17 protein-coding genes are annotated in these 17,651 nt (G+C 38.2%); 11 read left to right on the top strand and 6 right to left on the bottom strand.

Features of this window, described 5'->3' with window-relative positions; all coding sequences use genetic code 11:
• Positions 1–24 precede the first annotated feature (24 nt).
• On the top strand, positions 25–1,581 hold the full coding sequence (locus A7967_RS04215) for a SulP family inorganic anion transporter (protein WP_054204625.1): 1,557 nt from the start codon (positions 25–27) through the stop codon (positions 1,579–1,581).
• A gap of 72 nt (positions 1,582–1,653) precedes the next feature.
• Here the strand turns inward: A7967_RS04215 and A7967_RS04220 are convergent, their stop codons facing one another.
• Together A7967_RS04220 and asnS are read right to left on the bottom strand one after the other, a co-directional pair.
• A complete protein-coding gene (locus A7967_RS04220) occupies positions 1,654–2,583 on the bottom strand; it encodes a substrate-binding domain-containing protein (RefSeq protein WP_054204624.1) in 930 nt (309 codons plus the stop codon).
• A 131-nt stretch (positions 2,584–2,714) separates the two neighbouring features.
• Positions 2,715–4,112: an asparagine--tRNA ligase gene (gene asnS, locus A7967_RS04225; RefSeq protein WP_054204623.1), complete on the bottom strand. Its 1,398-nt coding sequence runs from the start codon at positions 4,110–4,112 to the stop codon at positions 2,715–2,717.
• A 288-nt stretch (positions 4,113–4,400) separates the two neighbouring features.
• Here asnS and A7967_RS04230 point away from each other — a divergent pair, with 288 nt between their 5' ends.
• Positions 4,401–4,835, top strand: a complete 435-nt coding sequence (locus A7967_RS04230) for an AAA family ATPase (RefSeq protein ID WP_054204622.1) — start codon at positions 4,401–4,403, stop codon at positions 4,833–4,835.
• Positions 4,836–4,911: 76 nt separating this feature from the next.
• Here A7967_RS04230 and bioA read toward each other — a convergent pair whose 3' ends face one another.
• On the bottom strand, positions 4,912–6,201 hold the full coding sequence (gene bioA / locus A7967_RS04235; protein WP_054204621.1) for an adenosylmethionine--8-amino-7-oxononanoate transaminase: 1,290 nt from the start codon (positions 6,199–6,201) through the stop codon (positions 4,912–4,914).
• Positions 6,202–6,296: 95 nt separating this feature from the next.
• Between bioA and bioB the strand changes: the two genes are divergently transcribed.
• From bioB to htpX, 5 genes are all read left to right on the top strand, one after another.
• Positions 6,297–7,337 (top strand): biotin synthase BioB, encoded by a 1,041-nt coding sequence (gene bioB / locus A7967_RS04240; RefSeq protein WP_054204620.1) that lies wholly within the window; start codon positions 6,297–6,299, stop codon positions 7,335–7,337.
• Entirely contained in the window at positions 7,337–8,479 is a 1,143-nt protein-coding gene (locus A7967_RS04245; RefSeq protein WP_054204619.1) for an 8-amino-7-oxononanoate synthase, read from the top strand. The genes bioB and A7967_RS04245 overlap by 1 nt, the downstream gene beginning before the upstream one ends.
• The gene (locus A7967_RS04250) at positions 8,476–9,279 is read left to right on the top strand and encodes a methyltransferase domain-containing protein (protein WP_064435402.1); all 804 of its coding nucleotides are present in this window, start codon (positions 8,476–8,478) and stop codon (positions 9,277–9,279) included. Before A7967_RS04245 ends, A7967_RS04250 begins: the two co-directional genes overlap by 4 nt.
• Positions 9,276–9,959: a dethiobiotin synthase gene (gene bioD / locus A7967_RS04255; protein WP_054204618.1), complete on the top strand. Its 684-nt coding sequence runs from the start codon at positions 9,276–9,278 to the stop codon at positions 9,957–9,959. Before A7967_RS04250 ends, bioD begins: the two co-directional genes overlap by 4 nt.
• A 445-nt stretch (positions 9,960–10,404) precedes the next feature.
• Positions 10,405–11,268 carry a protease HtpX gene (gene htpX, locus A7967_RS04260; RefSeq protein WP_054204617.1) on the top strand — a complete coding sequence of 288 codons (864 nt, stop codon included), beginning with the start codon at positions 10,405–10,407 and terminating at the stop codon, positions 11,266–11,268.
• Between the two features lie 84 nt (positions 11,269–11,352).
• On the opposite strand, the gene A7967_RS04265 is transcribed toward htpX, so the two are convergent.
• Both A7967_RS04265 and A7967_RS04270 read right to left on the bottom strand, forming a co-directional pair.
• Positions 11,353–12,870 (bottom strand): hemolysin, encoded by a 1,518-nt coding sequence (locus A7967_RS04265; RefSeq protein WP_054204616.1) that lies wholly within the window; start codon positions 12,868–12,870, stop codon positions 11,353–11,355.
• Between the two features lie 296 nt (positions 12,871–13,166).
• Entirely contained in the window at positions 13,167–13,361 is a 195-nt protein-coding gene (locus tag A7967_RS04270; RefSeq protein WP_054204615.1) for a CBS domain-containing protein, read from the bottom strand.
• 84 nt (positions 13,362–13,445) lie between these two features.
• On the opposite strand from A7967_RS04270, the gene A7967_RS04275 reads away from it, so the two are divergent.
• The 3 genes from A7967_RS04275 to A7967_RS04285 all read left to right on the top strand — a co-directional run bounded on the left by A7967_RS04275 (position 13,446) and on the right by A7967_RS04285 (position 16,546).
• A complete protein-coding gene (locus tag A7967_RS04275) occupies positions 13,446–13,946 on the top strand; it encodes a GNAT family N-acetyltransferase (RefSeq protein WP_054204614.1) in 501 nt (166 codons plus the stop codon).
• Between the two features lie 445 nt (positions 13,947–14,391).
• Positions 14,392–14,625: an IS1/IS1595 family N-terminal zinc-binding domain-containing protein gene (locus A7967_RS23695; RefSeq protein WP_054204613.1), complete on the top strand. Its 234-nt coding sequence runs from the start codon at positions 14,392–14,394 to the stop codon at positions 14,623–14,625.
• 556 nt (positions 14,626–15,181) lie between these two features.
• Positions 15,182–16,546, top strand: a complete 1,365-nt coding sequence (locus A7967_RS04285; RefSeq protein ID WP_054204612.1) for a S41 family peptidase — start codon at positions 15,182–15,184, stop codon at positions 16,544–16,546.
• A 167-nt stretch (positions 16,547–16,713) separates the two neighbouring features.
• On the opposite strand, the gene A7967_RS04290 is transcribed toward A7967_RS04285, so the two are convergent.
• Positions 16,714–17,235, bottom strand: a complete 522-nt coding sequence (locus A7967_RS04290; RefSeq protein WP_054204611.1) for a TetR/AcrR family transcriptional regulator — start codon at positions 17,233–17,235, stop codon at positions 16,714–16,716.
• Between the two features lie 107 nt (positions 17,236–17,342).
• On the opposite strand from A7967_RS04290, the gene A7967_RS04295 reads away from it, so the two are divergent.
• Positions 17,343–17,525 (top strand): hypothetical protein, encoded by a 183-nt coding sequence (locus A7967_RS04295; protein WP_054204610.1) that lies wholly within the window; start codon positions 17,343–17,345, stop codon positions 17,523–17,525.
• Positions 17,526–17,651: the final 126 nt, after the last annotated feature.

The raw sequence follows: 17,651 nt of genomic DNA on the forward strand, positions 1-17,651 counted from the left end.
TCCCACACACCCAAGAGGAATTCAATGTTTAACTTACTCAGCAAGGCGCCAAGCTCTGCTAAAAACGACATACTGTCAGGTATCACGGTTGCGCTTGCGCTCGTCCCTGAAGCTGTTGCGTTTGCTTTTGTTGCAAATGTAGAACCTTTAGTTGGTTTGTACGCAGCATTTATAGTTGGTTTGATTACTGCTATTTTTGGTGGACGTCCGGGAATGATCTCAGGTGCAACCGGTGCACTTGCCGTAGTAATGGTAAGTTTAGTGATGGATCATGGTGTTGAATATCTCTTTGCCACTGTTCTGCTCATGGGGATACTGCAAATATTAGCCGGGGTCTTTAAGCTTGGTAAGTTTATTCGTATGGTACCGCACCCTGTTATGCTCGGCTTTGTGAACGGACTTGCAATTGTAATTTTCCTCGCTCAACTTGGTCAGTTTAAAGTGCCAGATGGTCAAGGTGGTATGCAATGGATGACAGGCTCGCCGATGATGATCATGTTAGGGTTAGTTGCTTTAACAATGGCTATTATTCACTTTCTACCAAAATTAACGACGGCAGTACCGTCTACGCTTGTGGCAATTGTGACGGTAACAGCATTGGTAATGGGCTTAGATTTAGAAGCACGCACTGTACTTGATTTCCTCAAAGATATGACGGGTGATAGCGCAGCAACAATTGCTGGTGGCTTACCTGAGTTTCATATTCCAATGGTTCCATTTACGTTTGAAACCCTTAAAATCATTTTACCTTATGCATTAATTTTAGCTGCAATTGGTTTGATTGAATCATTACTAACGCTTAGCCTAATTGATGAAATTACAGAAACGCGCGGGCACAGTAATAAAGAGTGTATTGGTCAAGGCGCTGCAAATGTAACGTGTGGTTTCTTTGGTGCAATGGGCGGGTGTGCAATGATTGGCCAATCAATGATCAATATTAATTCAGGTGGCCGTTCGCGTTTATCAGGTATTACCGCTGCATTAATGTTGCTAGGTTTCATTATTTTTGCTGCAGGCTTAATTGAGATGGTCCCACTCGCTGCTCTTGTGGGTGTAATGTTTATGGTTGTATTAGGCACGTTTGAATGGGCGAGTTTCAAAATGATGAAACGCGTACCAAAGTCAGATGCCTTTGTGATTGTTTTAGTATCGGGTGTGACAGTTATTACAGATTTAGCGATTGCAGTATGCGTAGGTGTGATTGTATCGGCCTTAGTATTTGCATGGCAACATGCTAAACATATCTTTACTACAAACTATATAGATGAAGAGGGTGCTAAAGTATATGAATTACACGGACCTTTATTCTTCGGATCAGTGAAACAGTTTTCTGAATTATTCGATATTAAAAACGATCCTAAAGACGTTATTATAGAGTTTAAGTACAGTCGTGTTGCTGATCATAGTGCGATAGAAGCAATAGATGCTTTAGCTGATAAATACACTAAAGCAGGTAAGCAACTTCACTTACGTCATTTAAGCCCTGACTGTACACAGTTGCTTCATAAGGCACGTGATTTAGTTGAGGTTAATGTGATAGAAGATCCAACTTACAAAGTTGTGTCGGATAAACTTGCATAAGCACGCTTCTCATATGGATTAAAAAAGCGAAAGCATAAATGCTTTCGCTTTTTACTATCCGCATAAATAATATCAATCAACCATTATATAATGATGGCTAGTTAGTAATTCTCTGATATCTTTTGTCTTTAGAAAGTAAGATATTAATTTACCTTTTTTAACTGACTCAGCAGACTGCGTATTTACAATTAAAACTAATGGTCTTACAAAGTTATAATGGCTAGTTTTAACGGTCTCTTGCGTTGGGCTGACATCATTAATACTTAGTATTCTAATCTTATCGATTAGCTTTGAGTTTTTAAGTTGTGATACTGCACCAAAGGAATCAAACGCGATTGCATTTGGTATGCGTTGTACAATTCCTAACGCCTGATTAAATTCATTGTATAAAGCCACGTCTTGTTTGGAAAAGAGCCCTCTATTTCCTGCTGATTTAAATTTAATGGCGTCCGGTTGTGCTGATTTCATGTAATCAAGGTTTAAAAATTCCAAAAACACATCAAATGTACCGTGTTGAATACCTTTGCTGAATAAGTGTATTTGGTTATCTTGCTCTGACTTTGCAGTGTTTTTACCACTCACCTGGCTCCAAAGGGTATATTTACCGCGATAAATATCACTGAGTTGTTCAGTGGATAGGTTTTTTATTGGATTTTCAATATTGGTAAAAAAAACTAAAGCGTCTTGGGCCAAAACAGTTTGTTTTAAATTAGGCCAACGTTCTTGCTCTGCTTTGGTCATATAGCGAGAAGATGCGCCTATATCTACTAAGTTCTCACCAATGGCTTGTATACCTTTATCACTGCCCATCCCTCGTAACTGCATTACACTCTGTTCAGTATTGTTAAAGTCAGCTTGAACAAGCTCTAACATTTGTACTACAGAGGTTGAACCTGCAACTAAAATTGTTTGAGGCTGTTGGGTATCAAGGTTTGAAAGTTGTGTTGATGAGGCGGCAACACAAAAGAATAAATTAGTGACAAGCAATAGGTGTTTAATCATATATATATCAGGTTATTGTTTTTTATAACTATAGTTGAAATTTAAAAAAAGTATTTTAAATTTACAAAAAAACCAACACAAAGGTTGGTTTTTATTAGTTACTTAGTTACTTAGTTACTTAGTTACTTAGTTTAGTAAGTTGCGCTGCCTTTTGTACGAGGGAAGGCGATTACATCACGTACGTTGCCCATACCTGTTACATAAGCCACTAAACGTTCGAAACCCAGACCAAAACCAGAGTGTGGCACTGAACCATATTTACGTAGGTCACGATACCAGCTGTAGTCTTCTTTGTTTAAGCCCATTTCTTCTAAGCGCGCATCGAGTACATCAAGGCGTTCTTCACGTTGTGAGCCACCAATGATTTCGCCAATACCTGGTGCAACTACGTCCATAGCTGCTACTGTTTTGCCGTCTTCATTTTGACGCATGTAGAACGCTTTAATATCACGTGGGTAGTTTTTGATTACCACTGGCGCTTTAAAGTGCTCTTCAGCTAAGTAACGCTCATGCTCAGATTGTAAATCTACACCCCATTCAACAGCGTATTCAAATTTCTTGCCACAGTTTTTAAGAATTTCGACTGCGTCGGTGTAATCAACTTGGGCAAAATCTTTTTCTACAAACTCTTCTAAACGAGATATAGCTGTTTTCTCAACACGTTGAGCAAAAAACTCCATGTCATCACGACGTTCTTCAAGTACCGCTTTGAATACATATTTAAGCATGTTTTCAGCAAGTTTTGCGATATCTTCAAGATCAGCAAAGGCAACTTCAGGCTCTACCATCCAAAACTCAGCTAGGTGGCGTGAAGTATTTGAGTTCTCCGCACGGAACGTTGGGCCAAAAGTATAGATTTTTGACATAGCCGATGCGTAAGTCTCACCATTTAACTGACCTGATACAGTAAGAAATGCTTCTTTACCGAAGAAGTCTTCACTGTAATCAATATCGCCTTTATCAGTACGCGGTAAGTTTTGCATATCAAGCGTTGATACACGGAACATTTCGCCAGCGCCTTCACAGTCACTTGCTGTTATAATAGGAGTACTGATCCAATAAAAGCCTTGTTCATGGTAGAAGCGGTGAATAGCTTGTGCTAAACAGTTACGAACACGTGTTACTGCACCAATCATGTTAGTTCGTGGGCGAAGGTGAGCGTGCTCACGTAAGTATTCAATACTGTGGCGTTTTGCTGACATTGGGTATGAATCTGGGTTTTCTACCCAACCTAATACTTGTACGCTATTTGCTTGAATTTCAAATGATTGACCTTGGCCAGCCGATTGTACTAAAACACCTGTAACTGATACAGAGCAACCCGCTGTTAGGTTGGTAACTTCATCATAATTATTAAGTGAATTAGGTACTACCGCCTGAATAGGATCAAAACATGAACCGTCATGAACGGCTAAAAATGAAATTCCTGCTTTTGAATCGCGGCGTGTACGGATCCAGCCTTTAATTGTTACTTGGCTGTCTACCGCAACCTTGCCTTTTAATAGCTCTGAAATCGCTAAGTGGCTCATCTTCACTCCAATGATATAAGTTGCCTACATTATATGTGCTGCATCGCACTTGAACGGTGTATCTTACCTTTGAATGTAAAATAAAAAAACATGTGTGAGCAACTCTTTGCTTATTCTTTTCATTTTTTTATCGTTTTTTTATGCTTTATAGCCAAATGTGTGATTTTTAGTCATAAAAAGCAAACGTAATAGCAATAAAAAACAGAATTACACTGCGATCAATACGTCTTTTATGGCATTATATCCACTCAAGGTGTTTAAATTAACTTGCCAAATATTATAGGTATTATGAAACAAGTCTTTATTTTACGTGGATTACCAGGGTGTGGTAAGTCTTATTATGCTCAAAACCTCGCGGACGAATTAGTTGCTGGTGACCAAAGTCAGTACTTAATTTGTTCAACAGATGATTACTTTTATAATGAGCGAGGAGAGTACCAATTTGATAAATTCAAACAGTCGCAATTTCATAATTTAAATTTAGCGCGATTTATTAATGCATTAGCTCAGTCAATTCCGCTTGTGATCGTGGATAACACAAATATTAAGAAGTGGGAATTTATTGCATATAATCAAGCTGCAATCGCGTTAGGGTATCAAGTAAAAGAAGTGATTGTTGGTGAAGTGAAAGATAAGTCATTGCAGCATCTATATGCAAAACGTAATGGCCATAATGTACCTTTAAAAATGATCAGTAAAATGGCATATATGTTTGAATGGTAGGAACAGTCGGTCCTAATGTAAAGGAAGCTGACGTAATGTGAGCTTCCTTTACATGTAATTTCGCGTTTATGTTAGTTTAGTAATGGCCGTCGTTAATCGCGTTGTAAATGGCAGTTATTAATGTGCTAATATCATCATCGCTTGTTATATATGGCGGCATTAGGTAGATAAGCTTACCAAATGGTCTTATCCAAACACCTTGTTTAATAAAATACGCTTGTATTTTTGCTACATCAACACTTCTGTCTAACTCCACAACACCGATAGCGCCTAACGTTCTAACATTAACGACACCTTCAAGAGTAAGGCAGCACTTTAGTTGGCTCAGCGCGTTGTTTAATTGTGTTATGCGTTTTTTCCAATCTTGATTCATTAGCAGATCAATGCTGGCACATGCGACAGAACACGCAAGTGGGTTACCCATGAATGTAGGGCCGTGCATTAGTACGCCAGCTTCACCATTGCTAATGCCAATGGCAATTTTATCTGTAGTTAACGTTGCCGAGAGAGTCATCATCCCGCCTGTTAGCGCTTTGCCAATACACATAATATCGGGTTCAATATCCGCATGTTCTACAGCAAAGAGTTTGCCCGTACGGCCAAATCCAGTGGCTATTTCATCGCAAATCAGCAATACATCGTATTGATTACATAGCTGGCGCACCGTTTTTAAATAGTGTGGATGATAGAAATTCATGCCGCCGGCATTTTGTACAATAGGTTCAATAATAAAAGCGGCTACTTGGTGATGATGATTTTTAAAATACTCAGTAAGTAGTGTGGCTTCAGATTCATCAAAAGGCTGGTCAAATTTACTTTGCGGAGCAGGCACAAATATATGCTCAGGTAAAAAGCCGCTGTATAGGGAATGCATTGAGTTCACCGGGTCACACACGCTCATTGCTGCAAAAGTATCTCCATGGTAACCCTTATAAGGCGTCATGAGTTTTTGCTTTGTTGTAATGCCTTGACTTAACCAGTACTGCAGCGCCATTTTTATTGCTACTTCAACACACACAGATCCGCTGTCTGCTAAAAATACTTTTTGTAAATTAGAAGGGGTGATCGCAACGAGTTTTTTACATAACTCAACGGCTGGCTGGTGTGTAATACCGCCAAACATGACATGACTCATAGTGTTCACTTGATTTACGACTGCCTTGGTGAGGTTGGGATGCCCATAACCATGGATAGCACTCCACCATGAAGCCATCCCATCAATAAGAGCTTCACCTGTTTGTAGGTGAATTTTATTCCCGAGTGTATGACTAACAGGGTAAACGGGAAGTGGGTTAACCATAGATGTATAAGGATGCCATATATGGTGGCGATCAAAATCGAGATCGATCGGTTGTTTATTGCTCATTTGTAAACTTCTGCTTGCTGGGGTTCGTTGACAATGTTACGTCAAGAAGTAGACTAAGCCAATATCACCGTCATTAAAAATAAAAAGAGAGAGTTATGGAGCTTGCACCAGTTCGCCACGATTGGACACATAAAGAAGTAAAAGCCTTATTCGAAATGCCGTTTAATGATTTATTATTTAAAGCCGCATCAGTTCATCGTGCAAACTTTAATCCAAATGAAGTGCAAATTTCGACTTTGTTATCTATTAAAACGGGTGCGTGTCCAGAAGATTGTAAGTACTGTCCTCAATCAGGTCATTATAAAACTGACTTAGAACGAGAACGCCTTATTGAAGTTGAAAAGGTAGTAGAGCAAGCTCGCTTAGCAAAAGAAAAAGGTGCAACGCGCTTTTGCATGGGGGCTGCATGGTCAGATCCAAAAGACAGAGACATGCCATATATCTCTCAAATGGTAAAAGAAGTAAAAGAGTTGGGTCTTGAGACCTGTATGACATTAGGTATGCTTGATAATGATAAAGCCCATGCGTTGCGTGACGCAGGACTTGATTATTATAACCATAACTTAGACACCTCTCCTGAATATTATGAGCAAATCATTACTACACGTACATTCCAAGACCGCCTAGATACCATAGGTAATGTAAGAGATGCGGGTATGAAAGTATGTTCTGGTGGTATCGTTGGTATGGGTGAGCAAGCTGCTGATCGATTTGGTTTACTTATGCAACTAGCTAATCTACCGCAACAACCAGAAAGTGTCCCTATCAATATGCTTGTTAAAGTAAAAGGCACACCGCTTGAAAATGTGGACGATTTAGATCATTTCGAATTTATTCGTACTATCGCAACGGCGCGTATCATGATGCCACTGAGTTATGTACGTTTATCTGCTGGGCGAAACGCAATGAATGAGCAAATGCAATCAATGTGTTTCTTTGCTGGCGCAAATTCAATTTTTTATGGCGATAAATTACTTACCACAGAAAACCCTGAGGCGGATGCCGATATGAACTTAATTAGAAAATTAGGTATGAATCCTGAAAAGCGCCATGACTATTCAGATGAAGCGTATGAAGCATCGTTGTCATCGGCTGTTGCTGATAAAGCAACCTCTGAGATGTTTTACGAAGCCTAATGCCTTTTTCATACATAAAAACGCATCTTCAGCAACGCGCTGACGATGCGCTATCGCGCCAGCGCCAATTAATAAGCCATTCCACAGGCAGAGAAATCACTGTTAATACACAGCAATACTTAAACTTTGCCAGTAATGACTACCTAGGGTTTGCCGCTGATGTTATCCAGCATGACACAGGTATTGCCTTAGGGAGTAATAGTTCTCCGCTTGTTACAGGTTACGGTATTGAGCAGCACCAACTTGAAACGTATTTGTGTGAGCTAATGGGTTTTGAAGCGGCTATGTTATTCAATAGTGGCTTTAGCGCAAACAATAGTGTGTTAAAAGCGTTATTTCACGATAAGAAAACAGCACAAGAAAGTGCGACCTTCCACGATAAACTCAATCATGCCAGTTTAATTGATGGCGGATTACATAGCCAAGCGGCGATGATCCGTTTTAATCATAATGACATGCAGCACCTGCAATCGCGATTAGAAAAATCATCAGCTAAGCATAAGCTCATTATTAGTGAAGGTGTGTTCTCTATGGATGGCGATCAGGCGCCATTAGCTAAATTAAAGGAATTAGCTAAGCAACATAATGCATGGCTTATGATTGATGATGCGCATGGTTTTGGTGTATTTGGTAATCAAGGATTAGGGACCTGTGAAACAATAAAACCTGATTTGCTCGTTATTACATTTGGCAAAGCACTGGCCAGCAGCGGGGCGTGTGTTTTAGCAAGTAAAGAGCTTGTTGATTATATGCAGCAGTTTAATCGCGATTACATTTACTCTACGGGACTATCGCCATTAATTACTAATTTAACACGCCAACGTATTAAGCAGATTGTAGGTGACGTTGGTGCTCTAAGACGCAATCGACTAGCTGATAATATAGACCATTTTAAGAAACAAGCATTGGCACATAAAATAGCCGTTATGCCATCAATGTCTGCGATTCAACCGATAGTGCTAGGGTGTGCAGAGCAAACCTTAGAAGCTGCCAATAAATTAAAAGAAAAGGGCATTTGGTTGACTGCAATTCGCCCACCAACCGTTCCTTTTAACACTGCGCGTTTGCGAATAACTTTAAGTGCTGCACATACTCATGATGATATTAACCGATTAGTGAGTGAACTTAAGGCTATTTTATGATGGCTGTAGAGCAACTATGTAACACAGAGAGTGATAATGATGTTAGCGCTCGGCATATAAAGCAGATAACTGCGACTAAATTCTCCCGTGCTGTTGCAGGTTATGCTGAGCACGCCAATGTGCAAAAACGCAGCGCAGATGATTTATTTGCTAAGGTTAAATCACACGCTACAGGGATATGTTTAGACTTAGGTGCAGGACCCGGTGTGAATACTGCGCGTTTACAGGCTCTATTTGGCACTACAATCGCGTTTGATTTAAGTTTTGATATGTTAAAACATAGTCAGGCTAGGATGGCTATTTGTGCCGATATGGATGCACTTCCTTTATTAGATAAAAGTGTTGACTGTATATTTAGTAATTTTGCCGTGCAATGGTCGCAAAATTTACCCCATTTATTAAAAGAGTTGTATCGGGTTTTAAAGCCAGGTGGGGTAATATACCTAAGTTGTGTTGTCGATGGATCACTGGCTGAGATCAAAACAGCTTTTAATAAAGTTGACTCGCAAAGTCATGTAAATAAATTTCATACACTTGTTCAATTACAGCAGTATATTAGCGCTGCTAAGCTTGATATCAGCAGTTTAAACCAAACCTGCTACCAAGATAGTTATGAATCTCCCATGGCAGCACTGCGCTCTTTAAAAGCTATTGGGGCAACTAACCAACTTAGCCAACAAAAACGTAAAGGTTTGATGACTAAGCACCGCTTACAGCAAGTGTGTGCCGCTTTCCCATTAGTAAATGAGCGCGCAATTGTTAGTTATCAAGTAGCGATTATGGAACTTAAAAAAATATGAAACAATTTTTTATCACAGGTACCGATACAGATGCCGGTAAAACGCATGTTAGTTGTTTATTATTAAAGTTATTAGCTCAACATAAAAAGCGTGCATTGGGTTTTAAGCCGCTCGCAGCTGGTGCTGAAATAGCCTTTGATGAATTGGTTAATGATGACGCGCTTGCCTTAATGGAAAGTGCCACTGTCAGTGCCAAGTATGATCTAATAAACCCTTTTACTTTTGCACCGCCCATAGCGCCACATATTGCCGCTGCTAAAGTGGATGCAACTATTACTGTTGAGGGTATTAGCCAAGCTTACGCAAAGTTAAGTGAGTTAGAATGTGATTATATTCTAACCGAAGGCGCTGGTGGCTGGGCATTACCAATAAATGATACTGATTATTTATATAATTGGGTTTGCAAAGAGCAGTTGCCGGTGATTCTTGTTGTGGGGATGAAATTAGGTTGCTTAAATCATGCATTATTAACAGCGGCACATTTTAAAATGTTGGGTATAAATTGTGTGGGTTGGATAGCTAATCAGATTGATCCTGCTATGAATGAATACCAAGCTAATATAGATTCGTTGAAACTGCGTTTGCCATTTCCACTACTTGCTATAAGCCCTTATGCTGACAACCCGCCTAAATTACAAATTTATAAATCTCTCCTTGAAGTTTTATCAATTAAACCATAGGTATACCAAGTCACATCAAACTGTGGTTTTCAGCTGGAGTTAACAGCGATTTAGGCAAGGGATTGATTACAGACAATAGTTATTCCCTTATTAAAATCAGTCTTTTATAAAAGTAACTTAGTTTAAATCGCTTTCCAACCAACCAGCAGGGCGTTTCACAGGCACTTACTCTATACGTTATTATTCCTAAAAGGGACTGCCATTATCGCGAAGTATAGCCTTGATCTTAAGCTCCTATGAAACGTTGAATCCTGTACCTTGATATGACTTGAGTAAATCACTTGCTTTTATGACATAGTTTGTCACACAATAGCGACCATATCCTATAGTGTCCTTACGATAGTCTGTTCAGTGATATGTAATTTTATTAAGTAGCGGTTTCAAATTTATCTCTAAAAGAGATACAACCGTTACTTAATACAATTGTTGTTACACTGAGGATATTATGAAACGTGTTTTTTTGTTTTTACTAACTAATTTAGCAATCATGCTGGTTTTAGGCATTGTATTGTCTATTTTAATGAGTGTGTTTGGCATTAGTAACCGAAGTTTAGGCGGTATACTAATGATTGCTGCTGTGTTTGGTTTTGGTGGATCGTTTATTTCATTGCTTATGTCCAAATGGATGGCGAAAAGATCGACCGGCGCGTATGTTATTGAACAACCGCGTAATGAAACTGAGCATTGGTTAATGCAAACAGTTGCTGAACAAGCACACAAAGCAGGTATTAAAATGCCTGAGGTAGCGATCTACGACAGTCCTGAAATGAATGCATTTGCAACGGGCCCGAGTAAAAATAATTCATTGGTTGCTGTGAGTTCTGGTTTATTGCAGCACATGAGCCAAGATCAAGCCGAAGCTGTACTAGCACATGAGGTATCACACATAGCAAATGGTGATATGGTTACGTTGACGCTGATACAAGGCGTGGTAAATACCTTTGTCATTTTTATTGCTAAAGTACTCGCAGGTATTGTTGATAACTTTATAAATAGCGATAAAGAAGAGAGCGGCAGTAGCTGGACTTACTTCTTATTCGACATAATTTTCCAAATGATATTTGGTGTGCTGGCGAGTATTGTTGTGGCTTATTACAGTCGTAGGCGTGAGTTTGCTGCAGACACGGGAGCTGCTAAGTTAGTCGGTGCCGATAAAATGCGCTCTGCGCTTGAGCGTTTAAAACAGAATCACCCATCACAATTAGAAGGATCAATGATGGCGTTCGGTATTGCCAGTGGTAAAGGTGTTGCAGAATTATTCTCATCACATCCACCATTGGATGAGCGAATAGATGCTTTACGTAAATAACTAAATGTTATTAAAAACAAATAAGCCAGCAATGCTGGCTTATTTGTGGGGTAATTTATTACTTTAAGCGAAGGCTTTAAGTGTTTAATTACACCCTTTTTGAATTGGCTGTGTAGTAACGTTGACGACAAAGTCGTTAAAGTCATTATCGTTTTGGTCTTCCCAGTACTGCTTAGTGCCATGCGTTTTATAAGCTGTTTTTAGTTTACTTGCATTACCATTGACTGCAAGTACATACGTAATTGAGGCGCTTGCTGCAACATCGTAGTAACCAGCTGCACCACGTTCGTCAAGTAGTTTTATGTACTGATTATTAACTTTTACACCCCAATCATTATCGTATCCTGCACTTTCAGACACAAAACTATAATTGATGCGAGTAAAGTTTTCAGGAACACATTGTTCATCATTATTCAATATTGAAGCTGTTACTGAGCTAGAGCCGGTCGCATTTTGTTCTGCTACGGCATTAACGGTAAATGTTTTTGTCTCACTAAAATCATCGTTCTCAGATGTAGGAATACTGATAGTGACACGCGTTTCACCAGCTGGAACCGTAATTAATTGATCAGGATAATTATAATCTGATGATGTGGCTGTATCAGGCGTGGTAGAGATATAAATTTCTATATCTTCTTCATAACTGTTACTTAGCTCTAATTGATAAGATAACGTGTTACCTTCATCAACAGTGTCTGCTATTGCGACTAATGTAAAAGTTGGAATATCTGAAACAGTACAAATAGGCGCTTCATAACACGCAACCGACTCATTAAGGTTCGTTGCTAAATCATTAATACGAACAGGGAAATCTGCAACATGGCAAGTGTTACCAGTATTCTCATTAACTTTATATATTTGTGATTTATTAGAGTGGCCTAAGTCCGTTAACAACGTACGGCTTAAAAGGATATCACCTTGCTGATTTAAACTAGCACCGGTTACAGTTGTTAGCTTGTGATCTGACAATTTAGTTGCTGAAAGTGACTCAACATCAACTTTATATAGGCTACTACTAGTAACTAGAATTAACTCGCCATTTTTGTAAACCATATCACCACGCCAAATGCCTTTCGCATTTTCAAGGCCTGAGATTTCACCTAGCTCAGTGGTCTCGGCTGTATCAGGAGAGATCGCATAAAGTTTATTTTTATATGAACCAATTAGTCGGTTATTTTGTTGATCATACGTTAAACGATACATGTTGTTAGTTTTACCCACTTCAACATGTTCATTGGTATTTAAATCAACATAAGCAAGTTTTACATATTTAAACTTGCTACCACTGATAGGTAAAGACTTTAATTCTGTTGAGTTAAAGTCAAGATGGTCTACTTCAACTTTATAGCCTGTAGGGCGAGGTGCTGAAATATAGTACAAACGATTAGAATCTGTGACATGTGCTAAAGCTGAAGAGCTATACTTTGCACGAGAGTGGGCTTGAGCTTGCTGTGTAAACTCATCTAGTTTAAATACAATTGCCGTGTCACCACGACCTGCATTAATCCCATAAAGTTGACCTGAACATTGATTTGCATGCGCAACTTGCAAAGAAGATAAAATAGCAATTGATAAAGAAGCAATTTTTAACGATGATTTCATAATAATAGACCTTAAACTTTATTCCATAAACACAGCTACAGTAAATTTGAGGTAATTACAATTTGGTTTATAGCTGTCTTTCCCTAATACCAAATGTGTATTGCTTGTTTCCTATAAGCCTAGCGCATCCATTATTAACCTCAAAAACTAACTTTAGTATCCTAGTCAATGACTACTAAATCAACAAAAATGAGCTTTTAGAAATAATTTATACACAAAATGCTGGTAAGTAGGGATAAATAAATTAGAATAAAGTATTGTTTTTGGTTCTATTAATGGTCCTTGGTTGGTAATTGTTAAGATTCTCTAGCTTGTTGGTTAGGTAACAAACTCTCAATTATTTCACGGGCGGGAAGTGTATGTCTAACACCATTAAACATCACAGATGTGAATTCTTCAATACTCGTGATCCCCGTTAACGTCCAGCCTTCGCCTCTCGTTGGGCAGTAAACGGTAGTAGTTGGTTGGATCACTTCAAAATCTTTACTCATAATACGTTATACCTTTAAACTTGTTAGCTAAGTATCTTAAGGTAATAATAGGCAGCTATAAAGCCATAAGTAACACTTTTAATTATGTTTAGTACATTACAACTGCCTAGAGTTTCATTGAGATTACTAAATCACAAAGATGGTCATTCGCTTTGGTCAATATTATCAGATAGACGGGTTGGAGAATTCAACGACTATGATTTGCCATTAAGCCGAAGTGACGTAAAACAAATGATCCAAGATGACATCAGCGGCTTTTACGAACAAAAAGTAGTAAGGCTTGCCATTATTGAAAGTACAACAAATGCATTTATAGGCAGTGTGGGTATTTATGATATTAATGGTGACTCTGCGTGGCTGGGTTTTGAATTAGCCCCGCACTATTGGCAGTGTGGCTATATGCTTGAAATACTTGAACTACTGATTACTAAAAGAATGTTGGAGACGGGCTTCCCAGCTTTTACACATCAAATACAGACCTTTCAAGCTAATGTATCACCGCACAATATAGCGTGTATAAAACTACTCTCAAAGCTTGGTTTTGAACTTAAAGAAAATACCGTGTGGATGCGCACCATTATTTAATGCTTCATTTGATTAACAGTACCGTTGAATCAGTTAATATACGTGGCACTGTTTTTATATACAGTATTCGTTTTTATTGTAAGCGGATAGCTTGGTTAGCTTGAGAACACATCATACAGCTGGTGGCTCAATAAAAATGCTTGCTGTCAGAATAGGGCACTTTAGTTGGGCATGCTGACATGGCTATAATTTTGTGACGCATTTATCTAACTTATTAAATTATAAATATAAAAAATTAAAACTGAGCTTCTCAAGAGTAATAAGGTCCGCTTTGTATAAAGTTTTCTAATATATAAAGTAAATAGGCCTTCAAAACTTTGGTTAAGTATTAAACATGCTTGTCTTTACGATTTATTTGATTATGCATAACCAACTTTAAGCTGTATGTAAAGGCACTGAATTAAAACGACTTCGACAGCATGTAGAGGAGATGATTTTTCGAATAATGTTGGCAATTGTGCATGATGAAGCTGAATGCGCCCATTGTGGTAGTCACGAATTCACAAAATACGGAACAACAGCGCGAGGTCTAAAGCGATACAAATACAAAGCCTGCACTCGGACGTTTAATTCACTTTCAGGTACGCCACTATTTAGCATGAAGAACAAGATAAAAGGCATTTGGTTTACGGTCAAGAATGGCATCAATATTCAGTCAAAGAAGCTGCAAGTGAACTAGGGCGATTGACTCTTTGTTGCTCGGTTTTTACTTAGCCCGCTAGGTTACAAACCTCGCGCCGCGATTAAATCGCCCCTAGATTGAACAAATTTCAATCCACAAAGGTCAACACGCCCTAGGTATTAATGTAAAAACTGCTTGGCGTTGGCGGCATCAGTTATTATCTAAACCAAGGCAAGCCTTCAGAGTTTCATGGGATTATTGAAGCCGATGAAACCTTTATAAATGAGTCGGTCAAGGGTAAACGCCAATTGGATAGACCAGCTCGCAAACGTGGGGTTTATAAGCCATGACATAACCAAAGTGCCCGTTTTTCTTGCATTAGATCGCAACGGTGCAGTTACGCATTGCGTATTAAAAGAAACTCAAGAGAAGAGTTAGAGAAATTTCTAGCGCAGGCATTAACACTTGAGAGTGCATTGAGTACAGATGGCAACCTGCCTTTCGCGCTTGACCATTAACGACTTATAGCGGTATAGATGGTATATACCATATTCAAACACTAAACAACTGGATGGTGCGCTGTGTTTTAGCACTGTAAATATGAGAGATTGATATGGATTATTTAGTTAAACAACTGCTCATTGGTTTGTTATTTTTAATGACTACAATTATGAGTAGTTTTCATTCTTCGGCAACTGCCATTTGGAAAACTGAAGGGTATGGATATGTGTTTGATTTAACGAATCATGTGAAACCACTTGTCTACGATATCAGTGATAATTATTGTCTTTTGAATCATTTTTTAACTGATGAAGCTCAAAGAGATGGTGTAACCATTGATGAAAAAACTAAACAATTAGACTTTGATAAGTTATTCCCTCTATCTGTCACAAAGCTCGGTGTATTACCAAAAACTTGTACTTCTAATGAGCTAAATGGCTTTCAAAGCAATAGCTATGTATTCAATAGTCGTCAGGTATTAAGAGTTGTATTAGACAGCTTTTCTTATCATTACGCATTTACTGAAGAAAAAGAGCTAAACTGGAAGGCATTGAAGTCACGGTGGCTCCAACGCGCAGATAACAATACAACCCCTGATGAACTACAACAAATCATTGACGAATTTCTTGAATATATCAGAGATGGTCATGCGATATTGATTGATGGCTCTTTAAATAGGCTAAGCCATTACTCACCGAGAAAGTCTGCTTCAGAAATAAGACTGAAAGAATATCTAGTTGAAAACTCTGAGTTTTCGGATATTTCACAAGTTTACAGGTATATCTATCGGCAATGGATAAAAAATGTAGAATCCTATTTTTCTACCAACAAACCTGCACAATATCTAGCGGATAATTTCCTTATTGCAAAACTCAAAGGTGGCGGTTCGTACTTTAGAGTCGAAAGTTTCGATGCACATGAAACACAGGAAGTAATGCAAAAGATAACGCCACACTTTAATCGCTCTAAAGGAGTGATTATAGACCTTAGGGATAGTTCTGGCGGAAGTGATTTAGTCGCTTTACAAATAATGTCCTATCTTATAGATAAACCACTTCGAATTGGCACTAAAAGCTTCAAAGTTCCAACTGGCATGAGTGAAAAGAAAGGCATACTTGTTTCCCCCGCAAACATTAAACCTTTCGTTGGTAAAATTGTTGTGATTACCAGTCACCTCACGCCAAGTGCTGCAGAGGTGTTTTTAATAGCATTAAAGGCGAGGAATAATGTGATATTCATCGGTGAAAATAGTTATGGAGCCTTAAGTGATGCGTTGATAAAAGCACTACCAAATGGTTGGGGGATTACGTTATCTAATGAGTTTTATGCCGACAGTGAAGGGCAAAGCTATGAATTTGTCGGAGTTCCTGTGGAGCATGCATTTGAGTTTCCTAACATCAAAGATATTAAGGAGAGTAAAGATTCTGCGTTGGAATATGCAATAAAACTTTTAGATGAACAACCCGATAGAAATTAATTTAAGTTGAGCTGCACTTAACAATTGATAAATTGCGTAATATTCAATTACCAACATAGAAAAGGTTCAGCGCCATATAAAAGCTGTGGTTGGAAATGGTAGCCTAATAATATTAGGCTTTAATTACATATTGTGAATTAAGTAGCTTAAAACTACAGTTATATAAGCTAGATAATTGCTATTTTATTCATTAACATGCGTAACATTTTTTTTGGATCGGGGGTTGTTTGATTCAAACCTGAAATAATTGTCATAAAATAACAATCCATCATTACAGACGCTTTAATGTCATCAAATTGAGGTTGTTCACTAAATAGTAGTGCTTTAAAGTCATTTATTTGCAGCTCAAAAAACTCAGTTTGCCAAATCATATCGCTAATTAGTATTTTACTAAATTCAATATTACTACAATAAAATTCAAATAACGGTTGGGCGTAATGATGTAATTTCAATCGAGGTGAATGTTGAACATCGGTCTCTTTTGACTGCATGATTATTGTGCCTATCTGCTGATGCATACCAGCTTTAAGTAGGTCAATTTTGTTTTCAAAATGACTAAATACCGTGCCGGTTGCAACACCTGCATTATTAGCTATTTGCCGTGTAGATGTTTGCTCATAGCCTTGATTTAAAAATAAGAGCCAAGCAGAATCTAAAATTTTATGCCGTGTTATATTTTTTTTATTCATTTATTTCATTACTTTATTTGTTTTTTAGAGTGACTTAAATTACATAGCTTGATTTGTTGAGCGCGCTCAATTATATTTGTGAGCACGCTCAATAAAAAGGAAGCAAAATGAATTTTTTCAAACGTGTTATCGGTTATGTTTTATTTTTACCATTCATCGGTTTTTATTCTTACATGTTAGGCCCGTTACTTAAAGGTATATTGATCCCTGGTGGCTTGATCATGCTGTGGCTTATTTTAGGCCCAAAAGAGGGGTATCTTGCCTTAAAAAAAGCGTTTATAACAAAATGATTATTTAGCCCTTCATCTTGTTCGCCTGTTTTAAGTGTAGTCACTGTGCTTACTTATAATAAAGATGTGACTTGTTATCTATTTTTTGATACGTTTTGTGAACTCTAAAATCTCATTACAAAGAAC

This window comes from Pseudoalteromonas neustonica (assembly GCF_001653135.1).
In the GTDB taxonomy this organism is placed as follows: domain Bacteria; phylum Pseudomonadota; class Gammaproteobacteria; order Enterobacterales; family Alteromonadaceae; genus Pseudoalteromonas; species Pseudoalteromonas neustonica.